Here is a 23,997-nt window from a genome sequence, read left to right as displayed (position 1 = left end):
CCCGAACCTACTGCGCCACCAGTGTCTTTGCGTCGCGCGCCAGCGCCGTCAGCCGGGAGATTGCCCGGAAGTACTTCTTCCGGTACCCGCCGTTCAGCATTTCCTCACTGAACAGCCGGTCGAACGGCAGCCCGGAGGCGAGCACCGGCACCTCCCGGTCGTACAGCCGGTCCGCGAGCACCACGAGCCGCAGCGCGGTCGACTGGTCGGCCACCGGCTGCACCTCGGTCAGGCACACCGCCCGGACGTCGTCCGTCAGCGCGCCGTACCGGCTCGGGTGGACGCGGGCCAGGTGGTCGAGCAGCGAGGGGAAGTCGTCCAGGCTGGCGCCCTCGGTGGAGTACGCCGCCCTGGTGACCTGCTCCTCGGAGTACGGGGGCGGGGCATCGGGCAGCCCGCGGTGACGGTAGTCCTCCCCGTCGATGCGTAGCGGGCGGAAGTGCGCGGACAGCCCCTGGATCTCCCGCAGGAAGTCGGCCGCGGCGAACCGGCCCTCGCCGAGCTTGCCCGGCAGCGTGTTGGAGGTCGCGGCGAGCGCGACCCCCGCCTCGACGAGCCGGCTCAGCAGCGAGGACACCAGGACCGTGTCACCGGGGTCGTCGAGCTCGAACTCGTCGATGCACAGCAGCCGGTGCCCGCTCAGCGTCTGCACCGTCTGCTGGAAGCCGAGCGCGCCCACCAGGTTGGTCAGCTCGACGAAGGTGCCGAAGGCCTTCAGGGAGGGCGCGGCGGGCGTGGCGTGCCAGAGCGAGGCCAGCAGGTGGGTCTTGCCGACGCCGTAGCCGCCGTCGAGGTACACCCCGCGCGGGCCGCTGGGCGCCGCGGTCTTCCTGCCGCCGAACCACTTGCGCTTGCCCGCGCCCGTCGCGTGCGCCCCGCCGAGCCCGGCCGCGAAGTCGCCGAGGACCTGGACCGCCTCGGTCTGGCTCGGCTGGTCGGGGTCGGGCACGTACGTATCGAAGCGCACCGAGTCGAAGCGCGGCGGCGGCACCATCTCGGCGACCAGCCGGTCGGCAGGGACGCGCGGCTCGAGGGCGCACAGGGACAGCGGGGCCGTTTCGGCTATGGGGCTCTGCCCCGGCACGGCGTGGGAGGACGACACAACTCCCCAGCTTAGGCCGTGCCAGACTGCGGAACATGCGACGCCTGTTCCCTGTGACCGACCTGACAGCGGCCGACGACGGAGGCGAGTGGAGCCTGGACACCCTCGCCGACGCCTACGCCTACCCCGACACGGACGGCCCCTGGCTGCGCGCCAACATGGTGTCGACGCTCGACGGGGCCGCCCAGCACGACGGCCGCTCGCAGCCGATCTCCTGCGAGAGCGACATGCGGATCTTCGGCACCCTGCGCGCCCTGGCCGATGTGGTCGTGGCGGGCGCGGAGACCGTGCGCCTGGAGGGGTACCGGCCGGCCCGGGCCCGGGAGGCCTTCGCGGCCCGGCGGGCGGCGGCCGGACAGGGACCCGCGCCGGCCGTCGCCGTGGTGAGCGGCAGCCTGGACCTGGACTTCTCGCTTCCGCTCTTCGTGTCACCCCTGGTCCCCACCCTCTTGCTGACCGGCGCGGGCGCGCCCCCGGACCGGATCGCGGCGGCCCGGAAGGCGGGCGCCGAGGTGGTGATCGCGGGGGAGGGGTCCCGGGTGGATCCCGCCCGGGCGGTGCGGGAGCTGGCCGACCGCGGTTTCAGGCGGATGCTCACGGAGGGCGGGCCCCGGCTGCTCGGCCAGTTCGTGGCGGAGGGCGTGCTGGACGAGCTGTGCCTGACCGTGGCGCCGATGCTGACCGCCGGGGACGCGCAGCGGATCGCCGGCGGCCCGTCGGTGGCCGTGCCGGAACGATTCGCCCTGGCATCGCTGCTGGAAGAGGCCGGGTTCCTCTTCTCTCGATACCGTCGGATCTGACAATCGGCGGAATATCCCGTTCCGGTTAGCGTTCGGTGGGCAGAATGGATCTCGCAGACCCCGTGCGAGCGCGGGGAAGGATGGTTTCGGCAGCGACCGGCGACGGTCACTGAAGCAGAAGGGCGCCTGTGGTGTTCACCAGCGTTTTGATGATCGAGAAGCCCCTCACTTCCGAGGACGTCGAGTTCGTCACCACCCTGCACGGGGAGGAGCAGGTCTCCTTCGTCGTGCTCATGCAGCCGCGTGGCGACCAGGCGGATGTGCTGTTGCGGGCCATCGACGACCTGGCGATGGGCGAACTGAAGGAAGCGGCCCGGGAGAGCGAGGAACCGGAGGGCAAGAACGCCAGACAGTCCGCCGAACTCGCGCTCGAAGTGTCCCTGGAGGCCCTGCGGCAGTCGGGCTCCGAAGCCGTCGGACAGGTGATCGAGGCGCACCCTCTGGACAAGCTCACGTCCGTGGTCGAGGACGCGGGGGCCGACGAGGTCATCGTGCTGACCGCGCCGCACTACGTGGAGGAGTTCTTCCACCGCGACTGGGCGTCCCGCGCCCGGCACAAGGTCGGCGTACCGGTGCTCAAGCTCTTCGCGCACAGCGAATAGGCTGGGAGGCCCCACCCGCACCCACCCTGGGAGACAGACGCATGGCACCCGGTATTCCTGCCGCCATGGAACGGCCGCACTTCATCGGCATCGGCGGCGCCGGAATGTCGGGCATCGCGAAGATCCTCACCCGGCGCGGCGCGAAGGTCGCCGGCAGCGACTCCAAGGAGTCCGCCACGGCCGAGGCGCTGCGCGCGCTGGGGGCGACGGTCCACATCGGGCACGCCGCCGGACACCTGGCGGAAGACGCCACGTGCGTGGTCGTCTCCAGCGCCATCCGCGGCGACAACCCGGAGCTGGTGCGCGCCGGCGAGCTCTCGATCCCCGTCGTGCACCGCTCCGACGCACTCGCCTCGCTGATGGAGGGGCTGCGGGCCATCGCCGTCGCGGGCACCCACGGCAAGACGACCACCACCTCGATGCTGGCCGTCGCCCTGACCGAGCTGGGCCTCGACCCCTCGTACGCGATCGGCGGCGACCTCGCGGGCCCCGGCACCAACGCCACGCACGGCGAGGGCGCGATCTTCGTCGCCGAGGCGGACGAGAGCGACCGGAGCTTCCAGAAGTACGACCCCGAGGTCGCGATCGTCCTCAACGTCGAGCTGGACCACCATGCGAACTACGCCTCGATGGACGAGATCTACGACTCCTTCGAGACCTTCGTCGGCAAGATCGTCCCCGACGGCACCCTCGTCGTCTCCGCCGACCAGTCCGGCGCCGTCGAGCTGACCCGCCGGGTGCGGGACCAGTCCGCGCTCAAGGTCGTCACCTACGGCGAGGCCGCGACCGCGGACGTACGCGTCCACAAGATCACCCAGCGCGGTCTGACCAGCGAGGTCACGGTCGTCCTGAACGGGAAGTACCTCACCTTCACCGTCTCCGTCCCCGGCCGCCACTACGCCCTGAACGCGGTCGCCGCCCTTGCCGCGGGCGTCGCCCTCGGCATCCCGGCGCACAACCTCGCCTCGGCCCTCGGCAAGTACACCGGAGTCAAGCGCCGCCTCCAGCTCAAGGGCGAGGCAGCCGGCGTCCAGGTCATCGACAGCTACGCGCACCACCCCACCGAGATGACCGCAGACCTCGAAGCGATGCGCGGCGCCGCCTCCGACGCCCGCCTCCTGGTCGTCTTCCAGCCCCACCTCTTCTCCCGCACCCAGGAGCTCGGCACCGAGATGGGCCAGGCCCTCGCGCTGGCCGACGCCTCCGTGGTGCTGGACATCTACCCGGCCGCGAGGACCCGATCCCCGGCATCACCAGCACCCTGATCATCGACGCCGCGCAGACGGCCGGCGCCGACGTCACCGCCGTCCACGACAAGACGACGGTTCCCGGCGTGATCGCGGGAATGGCGAAGCCCGGCGATCTCGTTCTCACCATGGGGGCGGGCGACGTCACGGACCTCGGCCCGCAGATCCTGGAACACCTGTCGAGCTGAGGGAGCCACCGTGCCGTACGACATCGACAAGCCGGACGAGGAGTGGCGGGCGGAGCTGTCCCCCGCCGAGTACGCGGTGCTGCGCCAGGCCGGCACCGAGCCCGCCTTCGTCGGCGAATACACCGACACCAAGACGACGGGCGTCTACTCCTGCCGCGCCTGTGACGCGGAGCTGTTCCGCTCCGACACCAAATTCGAGTCGCACTGCGGCTGGCCGTCCTTCTTCGACCCGAAGGACTCCGACGCGGTCGAACTGATCCAGGACCGCAGCCACGGCATGGTCCGCACCGAGGTGCGCTGCGCCCGCTGCGGCTCGCACCTGGGCCACGTGTTCGAGGGCGAGGGCTACCCCACCCCGACGGACCAGCGGTACTGCATCAACTCGATCTCGCTGCGGCTGACGCCCGAGGCCTGAGCCGGTACGAGGAGGACTGACGCCCGCGTCAGTCCTCCTCCGGCGTCTCCGGCGCCTCGGGCTTCAGCAGCGGGTGCACCACACCGGGGAAGACCCGGGCCCGCACGACCTCCTCGGCCGAACCGCCCTGGATCACCGTCTCCGCCACACCCCAGGGCCGGCCCGGCAGCTCGACGATCAGCGTGTACGACGCCGGGCAGCCGGTGCACTCGTACCGGTCGACCCAGGTCTCCACCTCCGTGGCGCTGCCCGGGTACCGGGCCACGTGCCGGTGCCGGGCATGGCAGCGCTCGCACGTCTCGCCGGGCTCGCAGGTACCGCCGCACGGGCACGGCACGTCGAGGGAGTCGGCCGGACGCCAGCGCTGGGTGAGGACGGCCTCCCGCGTGGCGCCCATGTCCTTCATCGCCTTGAGGTTGCGGGCGGCCACGTTGTACGACTCACCGGTCGCGGCCATCCGGTCCCGGATCACGTCCTTGCGCCCACGGTTCGTCGTCATCTGTTCCTCCTGGGTTTCACGCAGCCCGCCAGGAGGCCCACGAGATCGGTAAGCACCAAGGTACCCGGCGGCGCGCAGCCCCCGCGACACGCGCGGGCGCGGAGCGGGACCGGCCCGGGACGGCCGGGTGCCGGGTCAGCCGCGCCGGACGCGGCCCGCGAGCCGCCTGCCCAGCCGGCCCAGAGTGCCCTGTCCCCGGCGGTTCCAGTCGCGGAAGGCCTCCGCCCGGCCGCTGCTGCCCGAACGCCCCACGGCCTCCTCCACGGCCGCGACCCGCTCGGGCCCGAGCGCCCGCACCGCAGGGCGCAGCACCTCCTCCAGCAGGGCGGCCGCGGTCCCGCTCCACTCCGCCCCGGCGTGCGGGTGGGCGGTCCACACGGTGAAGCAGCCGGCGGCGTATTCGGGCTCGGCCTTCAGCCGGGTCCGGACTTCGGCCCCGCGGGCGGCCCGGTCGTACGCGGCGATGAGATCCGCGTCGCCGCTGTGCACGAGGGCGTACAGCTCCTCCTCCGGGCTGTCCGGCGCGAGCAGCCGCCCGGCCAGGGCGCCGAACGCGTGGTCGAGCACCCCCGGCTCCACCGGCTCGGCGTCCGAGCGCAGCGCGCGGGCCCGTTCCGCCCAGCCGGGCGCCGCCGACCCCGAGCGGACCTCGCGGGCGAACTCCAGGAGCAGCAGCGCACCGCGCGTCCGGCCCCCGATCTCCTGCGGGAAGCCGCGCAGCAGGTCATGGGCGAGCTCGGGTGCCGCCTCGTCGTCGGCGGCGGCGCCCAGCGCCGCGGCGACCAGATGCGACCAGGTGCCGGCCGTCCGGTGCGCGTCCGACGTCGCGGCGTCCAGCAGCAGCCGGGCCTCGCCCGCGGACGGAGCACCCTCCTCCCACACCAGGCCCACGGCCGTCCGCAGGACCAGGGGCTCCGCGAACGGCGACATCCCGGCGGCCCGCAGCACCCGGTGCACCGCGCCCACCCGGTCGGCGCCGAAGCCCGCCTTGGCCTCAGGTGCCTCCGCGCACATCCGCAGGTGCGGCAGCAGCTGCGTGCCGGTGAACGGCAGCGGCACCCGGCCCAGCAGCCGCTCCGCACCGGCCGGGTTCTCCGGCGCGATCCGGTCCAGGGCGCCGAGCAGCGCCGTACGGACGTCGAACTGCTCGTCCATCAGCTCCAGCAGCGCGGGCGCCCAGCCCGGTGTCTCGTCCGCGTCTTCGAGCAGGGCGGGCGCCAGCTGCCGTACGACGTCGGGCAGCAGCTCGGCGCAGTCCACACCGAGCAGCCGGGCGACGCGAAGCAGCTGCACCGTCCTGGCCACGTCCAGCCCGGCCGCCGAGCCGCTCAGCTCGGTCAGGATCTCGGGTCCGAGCACGGTGGCGACCGCCGCGCCCTCCGGGCCGCTGAAGGCCGTGCGGCCGGGAAGTTCCAGGGAGCCGTTGCCGCCGCGCACTGCCTCCGTGACCAGCATCGCCGCCAGCGGAGCCGTGGTGGTCGCGGGGGAGCGGCCGTCGAGGGCGGCGAACAGCCGCCCCGCGGCGTCGAATTCGGGCCCGGTGCGGTCGTCGACGCCGGGCGCCGTCAGGGCGTCGACCAGCTGCCCGGTCCGCTTGGCGTCCAGTGCGTAGGGCCGCTCGGCGGCCCAACCTGCTGCGGCGGCACGCTCGTTCGGGCCCAGCGCGATACCCGCGCACAGGGCCGTCACCGCCACCGGACCGGCGGCGAACGGCTCCCCGGGCAGTTCGGCCGCCTCCCGGAACAGTTCCGGCGCGCGGCTCCGCCAGATCCGGGCCGCCGTCTCGGCCCAGGCGTCCTGCACCGTCCCTTCCGGGCGCGGACCGGTGCAGACGTGCACACGGAACCCGGGGCCCGGCAGCTCGTGCGCGTCCTGCGGCAGCACGCCGACGACCTGCTGCGGGGCGCGCTCCGGGTGGCGGGCGTACGTGGTGAAGGTCAGCCGCTCGGCGCTCTCCGGCGGCAGGGTGGCCGCGGCCAGCGCGATCCAGCGGGCCACGTCCGCGCTCTGCCGTTCGACGAGCACGACCCGCGAGGGATCGGCCGGTCCGCTCAGCCGGCGCAGATCTGCCAGCACGCCCGCGAGCCAGGGGCCGCGGGAGACGGCGAAGTCGTTGAGCCCCTCGCGTTCGCGGGCGTGACCCGTGGCGGGGGCAAGCGCACTGACCGGATCGAGCGGCGCACGGTCCGGCGCGGCGGTGGCCCAGCGGGCCGCACGGCAGGCGGTGATCGGGGCCATCCCGCCCGGCAGCCGGGCGCCGGCGGGGAGATGGACCGCGTGCGCGTGGAAGCCCACGGCGGACTGCTGCGCGGGACGGACCGCCACGGTCCGGGCCAGCAGATGGCTGCCGTCGGACAGCACGCTGAAACTCAGTGCTTCGGGCAGTGCGCGCAGTGCGGCGTCCGAGACCAGCCGCGGGGTGCCGGCCGGCGGCTCGTACTGCAGGAGCGGCCCGGCCTCGGCGAGTACGGCCGCGGGTATCGCGGCGTCAACAGCGTGGAAACGGCCCGGTATCGGACCTTCCTCGCCGGCTCCGGACCCGTCCGCGTCCGTTGCGGAGGTGTAGTGCAACTGCGCGAGGCTCATGCGTCGGCTCTCTTCGTCCCTGCCATGACCGTCCCCGTGCCACCGCACCCGCCGTCCCGTGCTGGCAGCGCCGTCCCGGCAGAGCGACGACCCCGGCGGGGAGTGTTCCGCAGTCGCTGGGGCGACGCTATCAAGGACCCGCGCACCCTCGCGGAGAGAACCCCGGCACGGGGCGCCGGCTGGAGCGTACGACGCGTCCTAAGGGTGGCGACGGGCCTTTGCCGGGGGCTACTTCAGATCGGCGAGAAGGCCGTCGAGGGCCTTCCCCAGGGCTTCGGAGTTGGCCGGTCCGAACCAGGTGGTGCGGATGCGTTCGTTGTTTCCGCCCGGCGTCTCGTGGTCGGCTGCCAGCTGCCGCAGGGAGCGGCTCCCGTCAGCCAAGGCGCGGCCGACGCCCTGGAAGAGGCCGCGGACGTAGCGGTCGGCGTCGTCGTGGTCGATGCCGTGGCCGGCGGCCCACGAGGTGAGCGTGTCGAGGTACGCGTAGTGGGCGGTCAGCGTGCCCGTCACCGCGGAGAACACGTCGAAGGCCGCCTCGTCCGCGACGGGGAGCGCGCCACCCAGCTGTTCGAAGAGGGAGTCCACCTCCGGGTGCGAGGGGCAGACCACCGTGACGGAGCGGCGTTCGCGTACGGACGGCAGGGGGATGGCGCGGACCAGCGGGGCGTCGGTGGCGAGGGTCTGTCGCAGGTCGTCGTTGCCGACGCCGGCCATCACGTTGACCACCACCTTGTCGCTGTCCACCCTCAGACCGGCGAGGGCCTCGTGCCGGTCCTGGCGGCGTACGGCGACGATCACCAACTCGGAGCGGTCCACCACCTCCTGATTGCCGGCGCACACCCGAACGCCCTCGTAGCGGCCGGCCAGCTCCGCGGCGGTGCGGGCTCCCCGGGGGAGAGGAACACCTCCGGCGACCTGCCGCCCCCGGCACGCAGGCCCGTCACGAGGGCCCGGCCGATCTCGCCGACGCCGATGATGCCGATGCGCTTCAAAGCGCCCACCTCCATGGTGAGTGGTTGTCATGAGCCGGGACCGTCCAGGTCCGTGGCGTCGGGCCCGAACCGACGGAGTGCGCTTCCGGAGCGGCGGTCAGGCCCGTCGCGGCCTTCGCCACAGCATTGTGACCGCCAGACCGCCTGCCAGACAGGGGGCCGTCCCGGCCCAGCCCAGTGACGCCGGCAGTCCGGTGTCACCGGAACTGTCCCTGGTGAGCAGCCCGGTCAGTGCCACGCCCGCGCCGAGCACGAACATGGCGGTCGCGGCCGGCCGGGCCCACCGCTTGCCCGCGTGGACGGCCCAGGCCGTCCAGAGCCAGGCGGCGACGCCGAGCGCCCCGATGACGGACAGCAGGACCAGGTAGGTGCTGACGGCCGAGTCGACCCGCGTCCGGGTGTACGCGGGATAGCCGGCCCGGATGTGGTCGGCCAGCAGCTGGGTGGTGGCACGGTCGACGTACGGGATGACCATCGCGATGACGGTGAGTCCGAGGCCGGCGCACATCGCCGCGATGGCCCACCGGTCATGAGGTGTCTTCGTCATGTGAGTGCTTTCCCTTCGCTCACGCGCCGAGGGCGACGCGGAGGAACTCGACGATTTCCTCCCGGGCGGCCTCGGCCTGCGGCTCGATGCCCGGCAGCGTGAGGAACGCGTGCCTCGCTCCCGGGTATTCGGTGAGCCGCGCGGAGGTCCCGGCCGCCCGCAGCCGCTCGGCGTAGAGGCGGCCGTGATCGGCCAGCGCATCGTGGGTCGGCACCACCAGGAGCGCCGGGGCCAGATCGTCCAGGCTGTCGGCATGGAGCGGCGAGAGCGCGCGGGCGTCGGTTCCCGGCGGAACGGCGAGTTGCCGGAAGAAGCGCAGCAGCGGCACGGCGCGCGTCGGGCTGTACCCGAACTCGTCGAACGAGGGTGGTCGAACATCGCCTCGGTCATGTCGACTGCTGGGTTGACCAGTACCTGGGCCTTGAGCAGCAGGCCGGTCTCCCGGGCCCGGATCGCTGCCAGGGCACTGATCAGCGCGCCGCAGCTCTCGCCGAACACAGCGGTCCGCGCCGGGTCGATGCCCCACTCGGAGGCGTGCAGCACCAGGTACTGGAGCACTTCCCAGGCGTCGGCGAGGGCCGCCGAGAGCGGGGTTTCCGGGTCGAGGAGGCGGTGCTCGACCGAGACGACGACTGCGGGCAGCCGGGCGGCGACGTGGCTGTTGCCCCAGTCGCACTGCACCGCCGTGCCCACGAAGCTGCCGCCGTGCACATGCAGCACGAGGGGTAACCGGGTCCGGGCGGCACTCGTGTCGCCGGGCCCGGGCACCGGCCGGTACACCCGGACCGGGAGGCCGCGGCCGGCGAGCGGCACCTCCTGCCACTCGATCACGGCACCCGGATCCGGGTGCCCCAGCATCGCCCGCGCTCCGCTGGATGCCCGGAAGCGGTTCTCCGCTTCGCGGTAGGTGACCAGTTCCCCGGCCGTCACCGCCGCCCAGTCCGGCTCCGGCGGCCGTGTCACCTCGGTGACTTCGCCCATGTCTCCTCCTTGGCAGGCCCGCGCGGCCTGTGGCCCGATGGTCCGAAACCTACGTCGTAGGTTCGCGTTCCGCACGATAATTTCTACGGTGTAGGTTTGGCAAGGGAAGGGGGTCGCACATGGCCAGACGCAACCAGGGCACCTCGGCTGGGCTCGGCCGCGAGCGCATCGCCGCCGCCGCTGTCGCCATGGTCGACCGCGACGGTCTGGAGCGCTTCGGGGTGCGGCGACTCGCGCAGGAGCTCGGCGTCGACCCGATGTCGATCTACCACCACATCAAGGGCAAGGCCGCACTGCTGGACGCGCTGTCCGAGGCGGTGCTCACCGAGATGGCGGTCGCCGCGGACGAGGACACGTCCAGCGACTGGGAGGAGATCGCCCGCCGGACGGCGCACGGCTACCGCGAGATGGCCTACCGGCACCCGCGGGTGTTCCCGCTGCTGGTGACGCGCGCGCAGACCTCGCCGGTGGCCGTCTCCGCCCTGGAGCGGCTGGTCACCGCGATGCGCGAGGCAGGCCTGCCCGACCGGACGGCCGCGGACGCGCCCATGGTGCTGTTCAGCTTCCTCAACGGACACCTGCTGGCACGCACCGGGGACGGACCCGAAGAGCCCGCCGCAGTGCCCGCGTTCGACTCCACCGCGTACCCGGCCATGGCCGCGATCGCCCCGCTCATGGCCGACTTCGGATCCCTGGCGGAGTTCGACCGGATGCTCGACACCGTGCTCGGCGGGATCAGGGACCGGGCCTGCTGGTAGGACCCGGCCGGTGTCCCGCGCGGGGGCGCGGGGCGGCCGTGGGGTGCGCCGCGACCCCGCGCCCAGGGGCGCGGTCCGTCCTGGACCGCGCTACGGCCCAGGACTTCGAGCCGCTGCCCGCCCTCGCGAGGGGCGCTCCGTGGACGTCCGGCGCGCCCGGACCCGGCCGAGGACCACGGCGGCTGATTCCGGACCTTGTGGCCTGGGGCGCGCTCCAGGAGGGTGGGGGCATGATCCTGCCCTTCGCCCACGACGGTGAGACCGGCCACGTGACCGTGGAACTCGAACAGGTCGATGATCCGCTGACGATCGGCAAGCACCCGGCCACGCAGGGGTTTCCGTGCTGCACGACCACGGTGGAGTATCCCGGCAGGGGGTACCGGGCCATGTTCGGCTGGGTCCAGTTCGTCCGGTCGACGGACAACGCGAGTGGCGGCGCCGACTTCGAGATGGACCCGTTCGTGCTGTTCGAGGACGCGCCTTCCCCGTACGCCTTCTTCGGCCTCGCGCCGACCCTGTTCGACGCCCCGTCGCGGGCCGAACGCCGGTCCATGGCCTGGCTCGCGCACAGCTTCCTGGCGCACACCCCGCTGGACGGCGCCGAGCGGCGCGTACTGCCGCTGGCCGGCTTCTCCTGGGGATTCGACATGGATGCAGCAGGCGGCATCACCGTCAGGCCCGCGACCGCCCTGACCACCGCGGACTGGGACGGGCATGTGCCCTACCTGAGCGCTGCCCATCCGGCCTGGGGGTTCGACAAGTGGCAGGCGGACGAACGGCCCTGAACGGTTGACGGAGACGAGAGGGCGGGAGGGGGTAGGCCGGGGAGCCCGGCCGTGCCCCGCGCCCGGTTACTCGAAGCGGGCGGTGTCGCCGGCGCCCCGTCGTACGATCTCCAGCTCGCCGCTGGAGAAGTCGAGGACGGTGGTCGGCTCCGTACCGCAGTCGCCGGAGTCGACGACGACGTCCACCTCGTGGTCGAGGCGTTCCTTGATCTCCCAGCCCTGGGTCATCGGCTCCTCCTCGTCGGGCAGGAGCAGGGTGCTGGAGAGCAACGGCTCGCCGAGTTCGGACAGCAGGGCCTGGACGACGGCGTGGTCGGGGATGCGGACACCGACGGTCTTCTTCTTCGGGTGCAGCAGCTGACGCGGCACCTCCTTCGTCGCCGGCAGGATGAACGTGTACTGGCCGGGCGTCGCGGCCTTGATCGCGCGGAACACGTCGTTGTCGATCTGCACGAACTGCCCGAGCTGGGCGAAGTTCTGGCACATGAGCGTGAAGTGATGGCGGTCGTCGAGGTTGCGGATCGTACGGATGCGGGAGATGCCGTCACGGCTGCCGAGCTGACAGCCCAGCGCGTAACAGGAGTCCGTCGGATAGGCGACGAGCGATCCGGAACGGATGCTGTCGACCACGTTGGTGATGGTGCGCCGCTGGGGATTTTCGGGGTGTACGTCGAAATACTTCGCCATCCGGCGAGTCTACGGCCGGCGCCAAGGGCGGTTCGGCGCAACGGCAGGTTGTCCTGTCCCGGGGGAGACAGGACAACCTGATCGGGTGGCCGGAGCCGTTCAAACCTTGTCGGGCCTTGTCAGGCCTTGGCCTCGGTGACCTCGGGCGCCGCGGGCCGTGCGACGAGCAGGTCCGGCTTCGCCGATGCCCGTACGGGGATGAGGGCGGCGAGGATCGCAGCGGCGAGGCCGACGCCGCAGCCGATCAGCATGGCAGCACGGAAGCCGCTCTCCGACGGCAGCGCGTAGCCGCCGAAGTCGGTGGTCATCTGCGCCATGACGACGGCGATGACGGCGGCGGAGACGGAGGTGCCGATCGACCGCATCAGCGAGTTGAAGCTGTTCGCGGAGGCGGTCTCGGACTGCGGCACGGCCGACATGATGAGCGCGGGCATGGCTCCGTACGCGAAGCCGACACCGGTGTTGCAGACGAGCGTGACCACCAGCAGCGTCCAGGTGGAGCCGGAGTCGACGAACGGCACCCCCAGGCCGTAGCCGATCGAGATGATCAGCGCACCGACGGCCAGCGTCACCTTCGGGCCCTTGGCGGCCGAGAGCTTCGCGCCGAGCGGCGACATGATCATCATCATCAGACCGGCGGGCGCCATCCACAGACCCATGGCCAGCATCGACTGGCCCAGGCCGTAGCCGGTGGCCACCGGCAGCTGGAGCAGCTGAGGCACGACCAGGGACTGGGCGTACATCGCGAAGCCGACCAGGACGGAGGCCGCGTTCGTCATGAGGACCTGGGGGCGGGCGGTGACCCGCAGGTCGACCAGCGGGTCACTGACGCGCAGCTCCCACCGGCCCCAGACCAGCAGGACGACGGCGGAGGCGATCAGCAGGCCGAGGGTGGTGCCGCTGCCCCAGCCCCAGTCGGCGCCCTTCGACACACCGAGCAGCAGACAGACCAGGCCGATGCCCAGGCCGATCGCGCCGAGGAAGTCGAAGCTGCGGGAGGCGGTGGCGGCGGAGTGGTCCGCGGGCACCCGCAGCCAGATCAGCGCGCCGACGCCCAGCGCGAGCGCGGCGATGACCCAGAACAGCACCCGCCAGCTGGAGTTCTCGGCGATGCCGGCGGCGAACGGGAGCCCGAGGGCGCCTCCGACGCCCATCGAGGCGCTCATGATCGCGATGGAGGAACCGAGCTTCTCGGCCGGCATCACATCCCGCAGCAGGCTGATGCCGAGGGGGACCACGCCCATGCCGAGCCCCTGCAGACCGCGTCCGGCGATCATCGGGACCACGGAGGAGGACAGGGCGCAGATCACCGAGCCCAGGACGAGCGGGACCAGCGAGGCCATCAGCATGCGGCGCTTGCCGAACATGTCCCCGAGACGCCCGGCCACCGGGGTGGCGACGGCGGCGGCCAGCAGGGTGGCGGTGATCACCCAGGAGGCGTTCGACGGGGAGGTGCCGAACATCTTCGGGAGTTCCCCGATCAGCGGCACCACCAGGGTCTGCGTGAGCGCGGCCACGATGCCGGCGAAGGCGAGGATGCCGACAACGACGCCTGGGCGGGCTGCGGGCTGGGTTCTTTCCACGGGTACTCCTGATCGCTCCGCCGGGCCACGGCGGGATGCACCATGCATTCGATATGTACTCTACATGCGGGGTGTGTCATACACATGAAATGCATCATGCATACAATCTGTGGTATATCTGTACAGAACAGAACGGCCGCCGTCCCGTGAGGAGGCGAGCCCGGCACGGAAAGAAGCGTCGCGTGGACATGCCTGTGGACCGGATCGAGTTCGAGACCATGCTGCTCGGCCGGCACATGAGCCTGCTCACCTCGCGCGGAGGCGGCCGGCTCGACCGGAGCGCCTACATCCTCCTCAGCCGCATCCGGGCCCAGGGCCCCATGTCCATCGGCCAGTTGCACGACGCGTTCGGCCTGGACACCTCCACGCTCAACCGGCAGACCGCCGCGATGCTCCGCTCCGGTGTCGTCGAGCGGATCCCCGATCCGGACGGCGGGATCGCCCGGAAGTTCGTCATCACGGACGAGGGTGCACACCGCCTGGACAAGGACCGCGCCGAGAACCGCGACGGCCTGGGGCTCGTGCTCGCCGACTGGAGCCCGGAGGAGGCCGCCCAGCTCGCGGACGGCCTCGCCCGCCTCAACCGCGACATCGAACGCCTCGACGGCCGGCCCTGGCCGCGGGACTGAACGACGGCCCGGCCGGGCCACCTGCCCCGAACCGGCACCCGCAGCGGGGCCGGCTCGGTGGCCGCCTGCGGTGCGGCGGGTATCTCTGCGCGTGGTCCTACCGTGCCGCCAGAAAGCGCATCGGCGGCGCCTCGGTGAAGCGGTCGGTGACGTCTCCGACAAGTCCGCCTTCCAGGCCGGTGTCGTTGGCCAGGTCGAGTTTCAGCGCAGGTGCGCCTTCGGAGAGATCGAGTCCGGACATGTGAGCCCAGACGATGTTGGGCCGTGACGTCGACTCATAGACGTAGATGCCGTTGCTCAGGTCCGCGAGCGTGCGCCAGATGGTCTGCGAGGCGTAGGGCTTGTCCGGGTCGGCCACGCGGAACGGCTGGGCGGCGTTGCGCATCACGCTCAGTAGTGAGGCGACCGCCTCGGTGGTGCCACCGGGCTGCGGAAGCCTGGTCAAGTAGTACGCCGCGCGTGCGAAACGGTCCGAGGGGTCGGTCCCGCCCGGCAGCGGCTCGCTGCCACCCAGGCCCTCGATGGTCCGCAGGCGGGCGAGCTGCTCGTCGAACGGAGGCGAGTTGGTCACCACCGTGTAGGTCCGGTCATGGTGCACCCGCGGTGTTCCGTCCAGATACTCCACGATTGCCGAGTCACCTGACCGGTCCTCCAGCGCCATGTGCAGGGTGACCGACTTGCCGCTCGACGGGTCGCTCTGCGCCACCACTTGGAGCTGAGCGCTCTCGGTCCACTCCACCGCCTCGGCGACGGTGGCGAAGTTGTCGAGGACGTACTGCATCCAAACCGCCACACTCAGCGCCGAGCGGCTCTCGTCCCGCTCGCCGTAGTCGGACTCGGGGAGAAAGAGCTGGTGTGCCCCAAGACCGGCTTCGTTGATCCCGTCGACGGTCATCAGATCATGTGCGCCGGCGACCAGGCTCCCGTAGGTGGATGTCCAGGTCAGCGCCCCGCCGAGCCCGTCATCGCGGGCCATGCCGCGCGGGAAGGCCCAGAGGTTCGTCCTCATCTCCTCCATCCAGTCCATGTTGCGCCCGGCAAGAACTGACCCGCCCGCACCGGCCCAGAGTGCTCGCGTACACATGAATTCTCGCCTTCCAGTCGTCAGTGATCCGGACTGACCTGCAGCGGACACGTTTTGACCCCATTCGGAGTCTTAGCACTGACCCACCGGCCCCGCTCACCGGCCGCACCTTCTCGACGTCACCCCACAGCGGCGAGGCCTCCGCCGGATGGAGCAGGCCGCGCGCCACGGGACGGCAGCCGGAACCCGGCAGCCGGCGGGCTGCCGGCACCGTCCGTGCGGCGGAGGGCGTGAAGCGGAGCTGCGGCCGTGCTTAAGAAAACCTCGATGGACCTGGGGCGCGCGGTGCGGCAGATTTCTCCGTGACGGCGGAGGATGGTGCGCGGCAGCCGGTCGAAACGCGCTGCCACGCCGTCCCCTCATTCTTCCCCGGGCCGCAGGCTTTCCCACCCATGCCCCCGGCCCGGGGAGATCAACGCCGTACCAGGTACAGGGAGCCGCAGCCGTGAAGGCACTCGTGAAGCAGAAGGCCGAGCCGGGACTCTGGCTGATGGACGTTCCTGAGCCGGAGACCGGCCCCTCGGACGTGCTCATCAAGGTGCTCCGTACCGGCATCTGCGGTACCGACCTGCACATCCGCAACTACGACGGCTGGGCGCAGCAGGCCGTGAAGACGCCGCTCGTCCTCGGCCACGAGTTCGTCGGCGAGGTCGCCGCGATCGGCGCCGACGTCGTGGACATCGCCGTCGGCGACCTGGTCAGCGGCGAGGGCCACCTGGTGTGCGGCAAGTGCCGCAACTGTCTGGCCGGCCGCCGCCACCTCTGCCGCTCCACGCTGGGCCTCGGCGTTGGCCGCGACGGGGCGTTCGCCGAGTACGTCGCGCTGCCCGCCTCCAACGTGTGGGTGCACCGGGTCCCCGTCGACCTGGACATCGCCGCGATCTTCGACCCGTTCGGCAACGCCGTGCACACCGCGCTCTCCTTCCCGCTGGTCGGCGAGGACGTGCTCATCACCGGCGCCGGCCCGATCGGCATCATGTCCGCGGCCGTCGCCAAACACGCCGGCGCCCGCAACGTCGTCATCACCGACGTCAGTGAGGCCCGCCTGGAGCTGGCCCGCAAGGTCGGCGTCAGCCTCGCGCTCAACGTCGGCGAGCAGACCATCGCGGACGGGCAGCGGGAGCTGGGGCTGCGCGAGGGCTTCGACATCGGCCTGGAGATGTCCGGCCGCCCCGAGGCGATGCGCGAAATGATCGCGAACATGACGCACGGCGGCCGGATCGCGATGCTCGGACTGCCGTCCGAGGACTTCGCCGTCGACTGGTCCCGGATCGTCACCTCCATGATCACGGTCAAGGGCATCTACGGCCGCGAGATGTACGAGACCTGGTACGCAATGTCCGTGCTGCTGGAGGGTGGCCTCGACCTCGCCCCCGTGATCACGGGCCGGTACGACTACCGCGACTTCGAGGCCGCCTTCGACGACGCGGCAAGCGGACTCGGCGGCAAGGTCATCCTCGACTGGACCGTCTGACGGCCTGCGTCCGACCGCCGCTGCCTGACCGTCCGCGCCTGACCGTCCGCGCCTGACCGCCTCCGTCCGGCCGCTTCCGTACTCAGCTGGGAGACACCCTTCATGTTCGACTCCGTTCGCGACGACATGCGCACCACCCTCGAGGAGATCGAGGCCGCCGGGCTGCACAAGCCCGAGCGGGTGATCGGCACCCCGCAGTCCGCGACCGTCGCCGTCACTGCGGGAGGCCGCCCCGGCGAGGTGCTCAACTTCTGCGCCAACAACTACCTGGGCCTCGCCGACCACCCCGACGTGATCGCCGCCGCGCACGAGGCACTGGACCGCTGGGGCTACGGGATGGCCTCCGTCCGCTTCATCTGCGGCACCCAGGAGGTCCACAAGGAGCTGGAGCAGCGGCTCTCCTCCTTCCTGGGCCAGGAGGACACGATCCTCTACTCCTCCTGCTTCGACGCCAACGGCGGAGTCTTCGAGACGGTCCTCGGCCCGGAGGACGCGGTCATCTCCGACGCCCTCAACCACGCCTCGATCATCGACGGCATCCGCCTGTGCAAGGCCAAGCGCTTCCGCTACGCCAACCGCGACATGGCCGATCTGGAGCAGCAGCTCAAGGAGGCGTCCGGCGCCCGCCGCCGCCTCGTCGTCACCGACGGCGTCTTCTCCATGGACGGCTACGTCGCACCGCTGCGCGAGATCTGCGACCTGGCCGAGCGCTACGACGCCATGGTCATGGTCGACGACTCGCACGCGGTGGGCTTCGTCGGCCCTGGCGGGCGCGGAACGCCCGAGCTCCATGACGTGATGGACCGCGTCGACATCATCACCGGCACGCTCGGCAAGGCGCTCGGCGGTGCGTCCGGCGGTTACGTGGCCGCCCGCGCCGAGATCGTCGCGCTGCTGCGCCAGCGCTCGCGCCCGTACCTGTTCTCCAACTCGCTGGCCCCGGTCATCGCGGCGGCCTCGCTGAAGGTCATCGACCTGCTGGAGTCCGCCGGTGACCTGCGCGACCAGCTCAATGCCAACACCGCGCTCTTCCGTACCCGGATGACCGAGGAAGGCTTCGACGTCCTGCCCGGCGACCACGCCATCGCCCCCGTGATGATCGGGGACGCGGCGAAGGCAGGCCGGATGGCGGAGCTGCTCCTGGAGCGCGGTGTGTACGTGATCGGGTTCTCGTACCCGGTCGTCCCGCAGGGCGCGGCCCGTATCCGCGTTCAGCTGTCCGCCGCGCACTCCACGGCGGACGTGAACCGCGCGGTCGACGCGTTCGTCGACGCGCGGGCGGCACTCGGCGCGTAGCCCCCGTCGCGGCGGGCGTCCCGGACGCCCGCCGCGACCTGGGACAATAGGGCACATGATCGATGCACGGCGGCTGCGTATTCTGCGTGCGGTGGCGGACCACCGCACGGTGACCGCTGCGGCCGCCGCGCTGTATCTGACGCCGTCCGCGGTCTCCCAGCAGCTGGCCGCGCTGGAGCAGGAGACCGGGCACCGGCTGGTCGAGCGCAACGCGCGCGGCGCCAGGCTCACCGCCGCCGGCGAGATCCTGCTGACCCACACCAACGCGGTCCTGGCCCAGCTGGAGCGGGCGGAGGCCGAGCTGGCCGCCTACGGCGCGGGTGACGCCGGGACGGTCACGGTCGCCGCGTTCGCGACCGGCATCGGCCTGGTCCTCGCCCCCGCGATCGCCGCTCTGGGCACCAGCGCCCCCGGCATCCGGGTCCGGGTGCAGGACGCGGAGGGCGACGCCAGCGTCCCGATGGTGCTGGACCGGCAGGTCGATGTGGCCGTCGCCGTCGAGTACCGGGGCGCGCCCGGGGAGGACGACCGCCGGCTGACCCGGGTGCCGCTGTACTCGGAGCCGTTCGACGCGGTGCTCCCGGTCGGGCACCGGCTGGCGGACCAGGAGCAGGTGGCGGTCGCCGACCTGGCGAAGGACGCGTGGATCGGCCCCTACCCGGGCAACCCGTGCCATGACGTGGTGGTCCTGGCCTGCGAGTACGCCGGCTTCGAGCCCGGTCTCGAACACTCGTCGGACGACTTCCACGCGGTGGTCGCCCTGGCGGGCGCGGGTGCGGGGGTGGCCCTGGTGCCGCGCTCGGCTCTGCGCGGGATGGCGCTGACGGGCGTGGTGGTCCGCCCGGTGCAGGGCAGCGCGCCGACGCGCCGGGTGTTCGCGGCGGTACGCCGGGGAGCGGAGGCGCATCCGCTGATCGCGCCGGTGCTGGACGCGCTGGCAGGGGCGGCGGGGGGCGTGGCGGGGCGAAGGCACGTCTGACGGGCAGCGGACGCATGGCAGGGATGGAGGCGCGGTTCGCCGCCTGCCTGCCTGGCGCGCCCGGCCGTACGGCATGCTCCGGCCTCCGCGGGGGTGGCGGGGACGGCATCGAGTTCACCGGCGGTGCGGGCCGGCTCCTGCGAGCGGACCCGCAGCAAACGTGACGGCGTGGCGACAGACGGGGCCATCGACCCGGCCCGGCGCGGAAAATCCCCGCTCCACCACGACCGCGGACCGCGGCAGCGAACCCGCTAGAACTCATGAACGATCACCAAGGCTAGGGTTGTGAGCCGCAGTTGTTATCGGGGGACATCACACATGGGTGACGGCAAGGACAGCGGCAAGGTCCTGGACATCAAGACGGCGGACATCAAGGCGACGGCGCCGGTCTTCCACACGCAGGGCAAGAATCTGAGCACGGCGCTCACGACGCTCGTCACCACCTTGGACGGGCTGGGTGCGCCGTGGGGCGATGACGAGCAGGGCAAGAAGTTCGGTGACGCCTACCGTCCCCAGCAGAAGACCATCGAGAGGGCCGCCGGCACCCTCGTCCTCGGGCTGGTCAGCATTCACGAAGCGATGGCCGACATGGCGGACGGGCACGTGGACAACGACGAGCTGATCGGCGGAATGTTCAAGAAGGCACCGTCGGCGGGTGGCGATGGCCACGACGAGGGTGCCAAGTGAGCATCGAGGACGAGGCCAAGGATCTTCTGCTCAAGGTGGGCCTGTGGTGGCCGGATGCCAACTCCGGTACGTTGCGCAGCGCCGCCGACGCGTGGCGGGCCTTCGCGGACTCGGTCGACGATGTCCGTACGCCGGTCAACAACGCGGCCTCCTCGCTGATCAGCAACAACACCGGTGAGGCGATCGAGGCGTTCGAGAAGTTCTGGGGACGCTACGCCAAGGGCGGCGACGCGGGCTGGCTCAGCGACCTGTCGGCTTCGTCGCGGGAAATGGCGAAGGCGCTGGACAAGTTCGCCGAGGCCATCGATGACGCCATCAGCAGACTGTGGACACAGATAGGGATAGATGCCGCGGTCATCGTGGGTGGCATCGCGCTGGCCTTCTTCACTGCCGGTATTGCTGCGGGTGCCGCCGCTCTGGCGACCGAGGCGCTGATCGAGTTCGGCGTCACCGTGGGCGTCGCCGTCTCCACCACCGTCGCCGAGATCGCCGCCGGCGCACTGGTCGCGGCGGCCTTCGGGAGCATGGAGTCGGTGACCATCGACCTCGCGGTCGCCCAGCCCCTGAAGATCGCCACCGGCATGCAGAAGGGTTTCAGCCTGGATGAGATCAATGCCGCGGCCAAGGACGGCATGATCTACGGCGGGGTGTTCGGTGCCGCCGGCGGTGTGGCGAAAGCCGGTGTGGAGGGGAACCTGTTCTTCAGGACGGACGGCGTGCCGCTGATGCTGCGGCCTCCGGCGCTCCGCCCCGACCTGGTGGAAATCGGGCCGGCGGCCCGGCCGTGCAAGAGCACTCCGTGCGTGGGAGAGCCGATCGACGTGGCGACGGGCGCCATGCTGATGACACAGACCGACCTCACCCTCCCGGCCGGTCTCCCGCTGGTCTTCGAGCGCACCCATCTGTCTTCGTACCGTGGCGGAGTCTGCTTCGGTCCCACCTGGGTCTCCACCCTGGACGAGTGCCTGCAGATCGACGGTGAGGGGGTGGTGTTCGCCGCCTCCGACGGGATGCGTCTGGTCTACCCCGTTCCGCAGCCGGGCGGGCCCGTCCTGCCCGTCAAGGGCGCCCGCTGGCCGCTCGAATGGGACGGCAAGCCCGACGGCGTGATGACCGTCACCGACCCGGCCACCGGAGTCGTCCGCACCTTCAGCACCCCCCTGCCCTCGGGCACCCACGGTGTCTTCCACCTCCCCCTGGAAAGCTGGCACGACCGCAACGGCGCCCAGATCGACGTCGAGCGCACGGCCGAGGGCATCCCCACCGCCCTTCGCCACTCCGGCGGCTACTACCTCGCCGTCGACACCGAAGGGCCGCGCATCACCGCCCTGCGCCTGCTGGACCGGGCGCCTTCGCGGTACGAGCCGGTGCGGCCCGACGCCGCGGGCAGCGGCACGGTCGTCATGCGGTACGGATACGACGCGGCGGGAAACCTCACCGAGGTCATCAACTCCAGCGGGGAACCACTGCTTTTCACGTACGACGCCGAGGGACGGGTCACCTCCTGGACCGACCGCAACGGCACCTCCTTCGCGTACTTCTACGACGCCCGCGGCCGTGTGGAGCGCACCGAAGGAAGCGACGGTTTCCTCTCCGGGGCCCTCGCCTACGACGGCGAGGCGCGCACCACCACGTACACCGACTCCCTCGGCCGGCGGTCCACGCACCGGTACAACTCCGCGGGCATGGTCGTCGAGGAGACCGATCCCCTCGGCCACACCACCCGCACGCAGTGGGCGGAAAGAGGCGACAAGCGCCTCTCGGTCACCGACCCGCTGGGCCGTACGACGCGTTACACGTACGACGAGGCCGGCAACCTCACGGCGGTGACCCTGCCCGACGAATCCGCCGCCCGGGCCACGTACAACGCGCTCGGCCAGCCGGTCGCCGTCGTCGAACCCGGCGGTTCGACCTGGCGGCACACCTACGACGAGCTGGGCAACCTGATCACCACGGTCGACCCTCTCGGCGCCGAAACGCACTGCGCCTATGACGAGTCGGGCCACCTGTCCACCGTCACCGACGCCCTGGGCCACACCCGCAGGGTCACTTCCAACGCGGCCGGGCTGCCCGTCGAGGTCACCGACGAGCTTGGACACACCACGGTCGCGCGTCGCGACGCCTTCGGGCGCGTCGTCGAAATCATCGACCAGCTCGGCCGGACCACCTGCATGGGCTGGAGCATCGAAGGCAAGCCGACGTGGCGTGCGTACGCGGACGGCACACGCGAATCCTGGACCTGGGACGGCGAGGGTAATCCGCTCACCCACACCGACCCCGCGGGCAACCTCACCCATCACACCGCCACGCACTTCGACGTCCCCGCCACCCGCACAGCCCCGGACGGCACGGCGTACGCCTTCGCCTACGACACCGAACTCCGGCTTACCGAAGTCACCAACCCGCAGGGACTGACCTGGTCGTACACCTACGACGAGGCAGGGCGGCTGGTCACAGAGACCGACTTCAACGGCCGGGCGCTGACCTACACCCACAACGCGTCGGGCGGCCTGACATCCCGCACGAACGGCGCCGGCGAAACGCTGCACTTCACCAGGGACGCGCTCGGCCGCATCACCGAACAGCGCACCGACGCGGGCGACGCCACCACGTACACCTACGGTGGATCGGGCGATCTGGTCCACGCGGCCAACGCGGACGCAGAGGTCGCCATCGAGCGGGATGCGCTGGGCCGTACGCTCGCGGAAATTGTCAACGGCCGCACGACCGCCTACACATACGACGCGCTCGGCCGTGTCATAGAGCGCACCACCCCGTCCGGGCTGCACTCGCACTGGACCTACGATCCGGCAGGCCACCCCGCTCGACTGGGCACCGACGCCGGCTCGCTGACGTTCACGTACGACGCGGCGGGCCGCGAGACCGAGCGCCGCCTTGGCGACGGAATCATGCTCACCCAGAACTGGGACGCCGCCCACCACCTCACCGAGCAGACCCTCTCGGGCGGCGTGAACGAGGCAGACCGTCTTCTTCAGCACCGCACCTACGCCTACCGTGAGGACGGCTACCTCACCGAGATCCGCGAACTGAGCTCGGGCACCCGCCGGTTCGACCTCGACAGCACCGGGCGCGTCACGGGCATCCGAGCCCACGGCTGGACCGAGACGTACGCCTACGACACGGCGGGTAACCTCACTCACGCCACCGCCCCGGCCCACGAGTCCGCCGGCGACCGCGACTTCACCGGAACCCTCATCCGCAGCGCCGGCCGCACCTCGTACGAACACGACGCCCAGGGCCGCCTGATCCGCAAGACCCGCAAGCTCCTCAACGGGCAGCAGCTCCTGTGGACTTACGCCTGGAACGCGGAAGACCGCCTGACCGAGGCGGTGACACCGGACGGCGACCGCTGGGGGTACGCGTACGACCCGCTGGGCCGCCGAATATCCAAGCACCGGCTGGCGGAAGACGGCTCGACCGCCGACCGCACGGAATTCAGCTGGGACGACGTACGTCTGGCCGAACAGACGACGTCCGACGGCCAGGTCACCACCTGGGACTACGCCCCCGGCACCCACCGCCCCTCACCCAGACCGACCACAGGCCGCTGCCCCGGGAACAAGGCGCGTCACTGCTGGCCAAACTGGCCCAGGACACAGCCGCCGACTTCAGCACCCGTTTTCACGCCGTCATCACGGACAGCCTCGGCACACCGGCCGAACTGGTCACACCCGACGGGGAACTCGCCTGGCAACGCCGCACCACTCTGTGGGGCACGAGCCAGCCGACTGCGACGGACACCACGTCCGCGGACTGCCCACTCCGCTTTCCCGGCCAGTACGCCGACCCTGAAACCGGCCTGAACTACAACTACTTCCGCTACTACGACCCGGAGACCGCCCGGTACATCACCCCGGACTCGCTGGGACTGGAACCGGCGCCCAACCACCACGCCTACGCTGTGAACGCGTTGGGCTGGTCCGACCCGCTGGGGCTTGCGGCACGAGGGCCGAAGGACCCGCTGGACCTCAGCCAGGGTTATCGAGGGCGACTGGATACCTGGAAGGAAGGGACGAAGGGCACGGACTTCGAGATCCACGTCTACGACAAGTCTG

Annotated in this window: 18 protein-coding genes and 3 pseudogenes; 12 read left to right on the top strand and 9 right to left on the bottom strand. The window is 71.4% G+C overall.

Annotation, left to right across the window (positions count from 1 at the left end):
• Nucleotides 1–7 precede the first annotated feature (7 nt).
• Nucleotides 8–1,102 carry a cell division protein ZapE gene (zapE, locus tag LNW71_RS04265; RefSeq protein ID WP_250966998.1) on the bottom strand — a complete coding sequence of 365 codons (1,095 nt, stop codon included), beginning with the start codon at nucleotides 1,100–1,102 and terminating at the stop codon, nucleotides 8–10.
• Between the two features lie 35 nt (nucleotides 1,103–1,137).
• On the opposite strand from zapE, the gene LNW71_RS04260 reads away from it, so the two are divergent.
• From LNW71_RS04260 to msrB, 4 genes and pseudogenes are all read left to right on the top strand, one after another.
• Complete coding sequence (locus tag LNW71_RS04260; protein ID WP_250966997.1) at nucleotides 1,138–1,902, top strand: pyrimidine reductase family protein; 765 nt, start codon at nucleotides 1,138–1,140, stop codon at nucleotides 1,900–1,902.
• 149 nt (nucleotides 1,903–2,051) lie between these two features.
• On the top strand, nucleotides 2,052–2,504 hold the full coding sequence (locus tag LNW71_RS04255; protein ID WP_250966996.1) for an indole-3-glycerol phosphate synthase: 453 nt from the start codon (nucleotides 2,052–2,054) through the stop codon (nucleotides 2,502–2,504).
• 41 nt (nucleotides 2,505–2,545) lie between these two features.
• Nucleotides 2,546–3,939 (top strand): annotated as a pseudogene (gene murC / locus LNW71_RS04250) (UDP-N-acetylmuramate--L-alanine ligase).
• Between the two features lie 10 nt (nucleotides 3,940–3,949).
• On the top strand, nucleotides 3,950–4,354 hold the full coding sequence (gene msrB, locus LNW71_RS04245; RefSeq protein WP_250966995.1) for a peptide-methionine (R)-S-oxide reductase MsrB: 405 nt from the start codon (nucleotides 3,950–3,952) through the stop codon (nucleotides 4,352–4,354).
• Between the two features lie 28 nt (nucleotides 4,355–4,382).
• On the opposite strand, the gene LNW71_RS04240 is transcribed toward msrB, so the two are convergent.
• The 5 genes and pseudogenes from LNW71_RS04240 to LNW71_RS04220 all read right to left on the bottom strand — a co-directional run bounded on the left by LNW71_RS04240 (nucleotide 4,383) and on the right by LNW71_RS04220 (nucleotide 9,959).
• Nucleotides 4,383–4,853: a hypothetical protein gene (locus LNW71_RS04240; protein ID WP_250966994.1), complete on the bottom strand. Its 471-nt coding sequence runs from the start codon at nucleotides 4,851–4,853 to the stop codon at nucleotides 4,383–4,385.
• 135 nt (nucleotides 4,854–4,988) lie between these two features.
• Nucleotides 4,989–7,439, bottom strand: coding sequence for a GTPase-associated protein 1-related protein (locus LNW71_RS04235; protein WP_250966993.1), 2,451 nt, complete (start codon nucleotides 7,437–7,439; stop codon nucleotides 4,989–4,991).
• 228 nt (nucleotides 7,440–7,667) lie between these two features.
• On the bottom strand, nucleotides 7,668–8,462 hold the full coding sequence (locus tag LNW71_RS04230) for an NAD(P)-binding domain-containing protein (protein ID WP_250966992.1): 795 nt from the start codon (nucleotides 8,460–8,462) through the stop codon (nucleotides 7,668–7,670).
• A 66-nt stretch (nucleotides 8,463–8,528) separates the two neighbouring features.
• Nucleotides 8,529–8,978, bottom strand: coding sequence for a hypothetical protein (locus LNW71_RS04225; RefSeq protein WP_250966991.1), 450 nt, complete (start codon nucleotides 8,976–8,978; stop codon nucleotides 8,529–8,531).
• A 19-nt stretch (nucleotides 8,979–8,997) separates the two neighbouring features.
• A pseudogene (locus tag LNW71_RS04220) lies at nucleotides 8,998–9,959 on the bottom strand (alpha/beta hydrolase).
• A 119-nt stretch (nucleotides 9,960–10,078) separates the two neighbouring features.
• On the opposite strand from LNW71_RS04220, the gene LNW71_RS04215 reads away from it, so the two are divergent.
• Both LNW71_RS04215 and LNW71_RS04210 read left to right on the top strand, forming a co-directional pair.
• Nucleotides 10,079–10,717 carry a TetR/AcrR family transcriptional regulator gene (locus LNW71_RS04215; RefSeq protein ID WP_250966990.1) on the top strand — a complete coding sequence of 213 codons (639 nt, stop codon included), beginning with the start codon at nucleotides 10,079–10,081 and terminating at the stop codon, nucleotides 10,715–10,717.
• A gap of 230 nt (nucleotides 10,718–10,947) precedes the next feature.
• The gene (locus LNW71_RS04210) at nucleotides 10,948–11,502 is read left to right on the top strand and encodes a hypothetical protein (RefSeq protein ID WP_250966989.1); all 555 of its coding nucleotides are present in this window, start codon (nucleotides 10,948–10,950) and stop codon (nucleotides 11,500–11,502) included.
• A 66-nt stretch (nucleotides 11,503–11,568) separates the two neighbouring features.
• On the opposite strand, the gene LNW71_RS04205 is transcribed toward LNW71_RS04210, so the two are convergent.
• Together LNW71_RS04205 and LNW71_RS04200 are read right to left on the bottom strand one after the other, a co-directional pair.
• Nucleotides 11,569–12,189, bottom strand: coding sequence for an L-threonylcarbamoyladenylate synthase (locus LNW71_RS04205; RefSeq protein ID WP_250966988.1), 621 nt, complete (start codon nucleotides 12,187–12,189; stop codon nucleotides 11,569–11,571).
• 119 nt (nucleotides 12,190–12,308) lie between these two features.
• Complete coding sequence (locus tag LNW71_RS04200; protein ID WP_250966987.1) at nucleotides 12,309–13,772, bottom strand: MFS transporter; 1,464 nt, start codon at nucleotides 13,770–13,772, stop codon at nucleotides 12,309–12,311.
• Between the two features lie 182 nt (nucleotides 13,773–13,954).
• Between LNW71_RS04200 and LNW71_RS04195 the strand changes: the two genes are divergently transcribed.
• A complete protein-coding gene (locus LNW71_RS04195) occupies nucleotides 13,955–14,401 on the top strand; it encodes a MarR family transcriptional regulator (RefSeq protein WP_250966986.1) in 447 nt (148 codons plus the stop codon).
• A gap of 97 nt (nucleotides 14,402–14,498) precedes the next feature.
• Here the strand turns inward: LNW71_RS04195 and LNW71_RS04190 are convergent, their stop codons facing one another.
• The gene (locus LNW71_RS04190; RefSeq protein ID WP_285802040.1) at nucleotides 14,499–15,485 is read right to left on the bottom strand and encodes a linear amide C-N hydrolase; all 987 of its coding nucleotides are present in this window, start codon (nucleotides 15,483–15,485) and stop codon (nucleotides 14,499–14,501) included.
• Nucleotides 15,486–15,930: 445 nt separating this feature from the next.
• On the opposite strand from LNW71_RS04190, the gene tdh reads away from it, so the two are divergent.
• The 5 genes and pseudogenes from tdh to LNW71_RS04165 all read left to right on the top strand — a co-directional run.
• Nucleotides 15,931–16,959, top strand: a complete 1,029-nt coding sequence (gene tdh / locus LNW71_RS04185) for an L-threonine 3-dehydrogenase (RefSeq protein ID WP_250966985.1) — start codon at nucleotides 15,931–15,933, stop codon at nucleotides 16,957–16,959.
• Between the two features lie 102 nt (nucleotides 16,960–17,061).
• Nucleotides 17,062–18,255 (top strand): glycine C-acetyltransferase, encoded by a 1,194-nt coding sequence (locus tag LNW71_RS04180; RefSeq protein WP_250966984.1) that lies wholly within the window; start codon nucleotides 17,062–17,064, stop codon nucleotides 18,253–18,255.
• A 55-nt stretch (nucleotides 18,256–18,310) separates the two neighbouring features.
• Nucleotides 18,311–19,234: a LysR family transcriptional regulator gene (locus LNW71_RS04175; protein WP_250966983.1), complete on the top strand. Its 924-nt coding sequence runs from the start codon at nucleotides 18,311–18,313 to the stop codon at nucleotides 19,232–19,234.
• Between the two features lie 318 nt (nucleotides 19,235–19,552).
• Nucleotides 19,553–19,921, top strand: a complete 369-nt coding sequence (locus LNW71_RS04170) for a hypothetical protein (protein WP_250966982.1) — start codon at nucleotides 19,553–19,555, stop codon at nucleotides 19,919–19,921.
• Nucleotides 19,918–23,885 (top strand): annotated as a pseudogene (locus tag LNW71_RS04165) (DUF6531 domain-containing protein); the annotation flags it as partial. The gene LNW71_RS04170 and the pseudogene LNW71_RS04165, both read left to right, overlap by 4 nt.
• Between the last annotated feature and the right edge of the window lie 112 nt (nucleotides 23,886–23,997).

Origin of the sequence: Streptomyces sp. RKAG290 (assembly GCF_023701695.1) — a bacterium.
GTDB lineage: Bacteria > Actinomycetota > Actinomycetes > Streptomycetales > Streptomycetaceae > Streptomyces.
The sequence above is the reverse complement of the archived record's forward strand: the minus strand, read 5'-3'. Positions and strand labels throughout refer to the sequence as shown.

Coding starts and splice junctions, on each gene's coding strand:
- LNW71_RS04260 (WP_250966997.1), top strand. CDS start 1,138: ATGCGACGCCTGTTCCCTGTGACCGACCTGACAGCGGCCGACGACGGA.
- LNW71_RS04255 (WP_250966996.1), top strand. CDS start 2,052: ATGATCGAGAAGCCCCTCACTTCCGAGGACGTCGAGTTCGTCACCACC.
- LNW71_RS04240 (WP_250966994.1), bottom strand. CDS start 4,853: ATGACGACGAACCGTGGGCGCAAGGACGTGATCCGGGACCGGATGGCC.
- LNW71_RS04235 (WP_250966993.1), bottom strand. CDS start 7,439: ATGAGCCTCGCGCAGTTGCACTACACCTCCGCAACGGACGCGGACGGG.
- LNW71_RS04230 (WP_250966992.1), bottom strand. CDS start 8,462: ATGACAACCACTCACCATGGAGGTGGGCGCTTTGAAGCGCATCGGCAT.
- LNW71_RS04225 (WP_250966991.1), bottom strand. CDS start 8,978: ATGACGAAGACACCTCATGACCGGTGGGCCATCGCGGCGATGTGCGCC.
- LNW71_RS04215 (WP_250966990.1), top strand. CDS start 10,079: ATGGCCAGACGCAACCAGGGCACCTCGGCTGGGCTCGGCCGCGAGCGC.
- LNW71_RS04210 (WP_250966989.1), top strand. CDS start 10,948: ATGATCCTGCCCTTCGCCCACGACGGTGAGACCGGCCACGTGACCGTG.
- LNW71_RS04205 (WP_250966988.1), bottom strand. CDS start 12,189: ATGGCGAAGTATTTCGACGTACACCCCGAAAATCCCCAGCGGCGCACC.
- LNW71_RS04190 (WP_285802040.1), bottom strand. CDS start 15,485: ATGTGTACGCGAGCACTCTGGGCCGGTGCGGGCGGGTCAGTTCTTGCC.
- LNW71_RS04180 (WP_250966984.1), top strand. CDS start 17,062: ATGTTCGACTCCGTTCGCGACGACATGCGCACCACCCTCGAGGAGATC.
- LNW71_RS04175 (WP_250966983.1), top strand. CDS start 18,311: ATGATCGATGCACGGCGGCTGCGTATTCTGCGTGCGGTGGCGGACCAC.
- LNW71_RS04170 (WP_250966982.1), top strand. CDS start 19,553: ATGGGTGACGGCAAGGACAGCGGCAAGGTCCTGGACATCAAGACGGCG.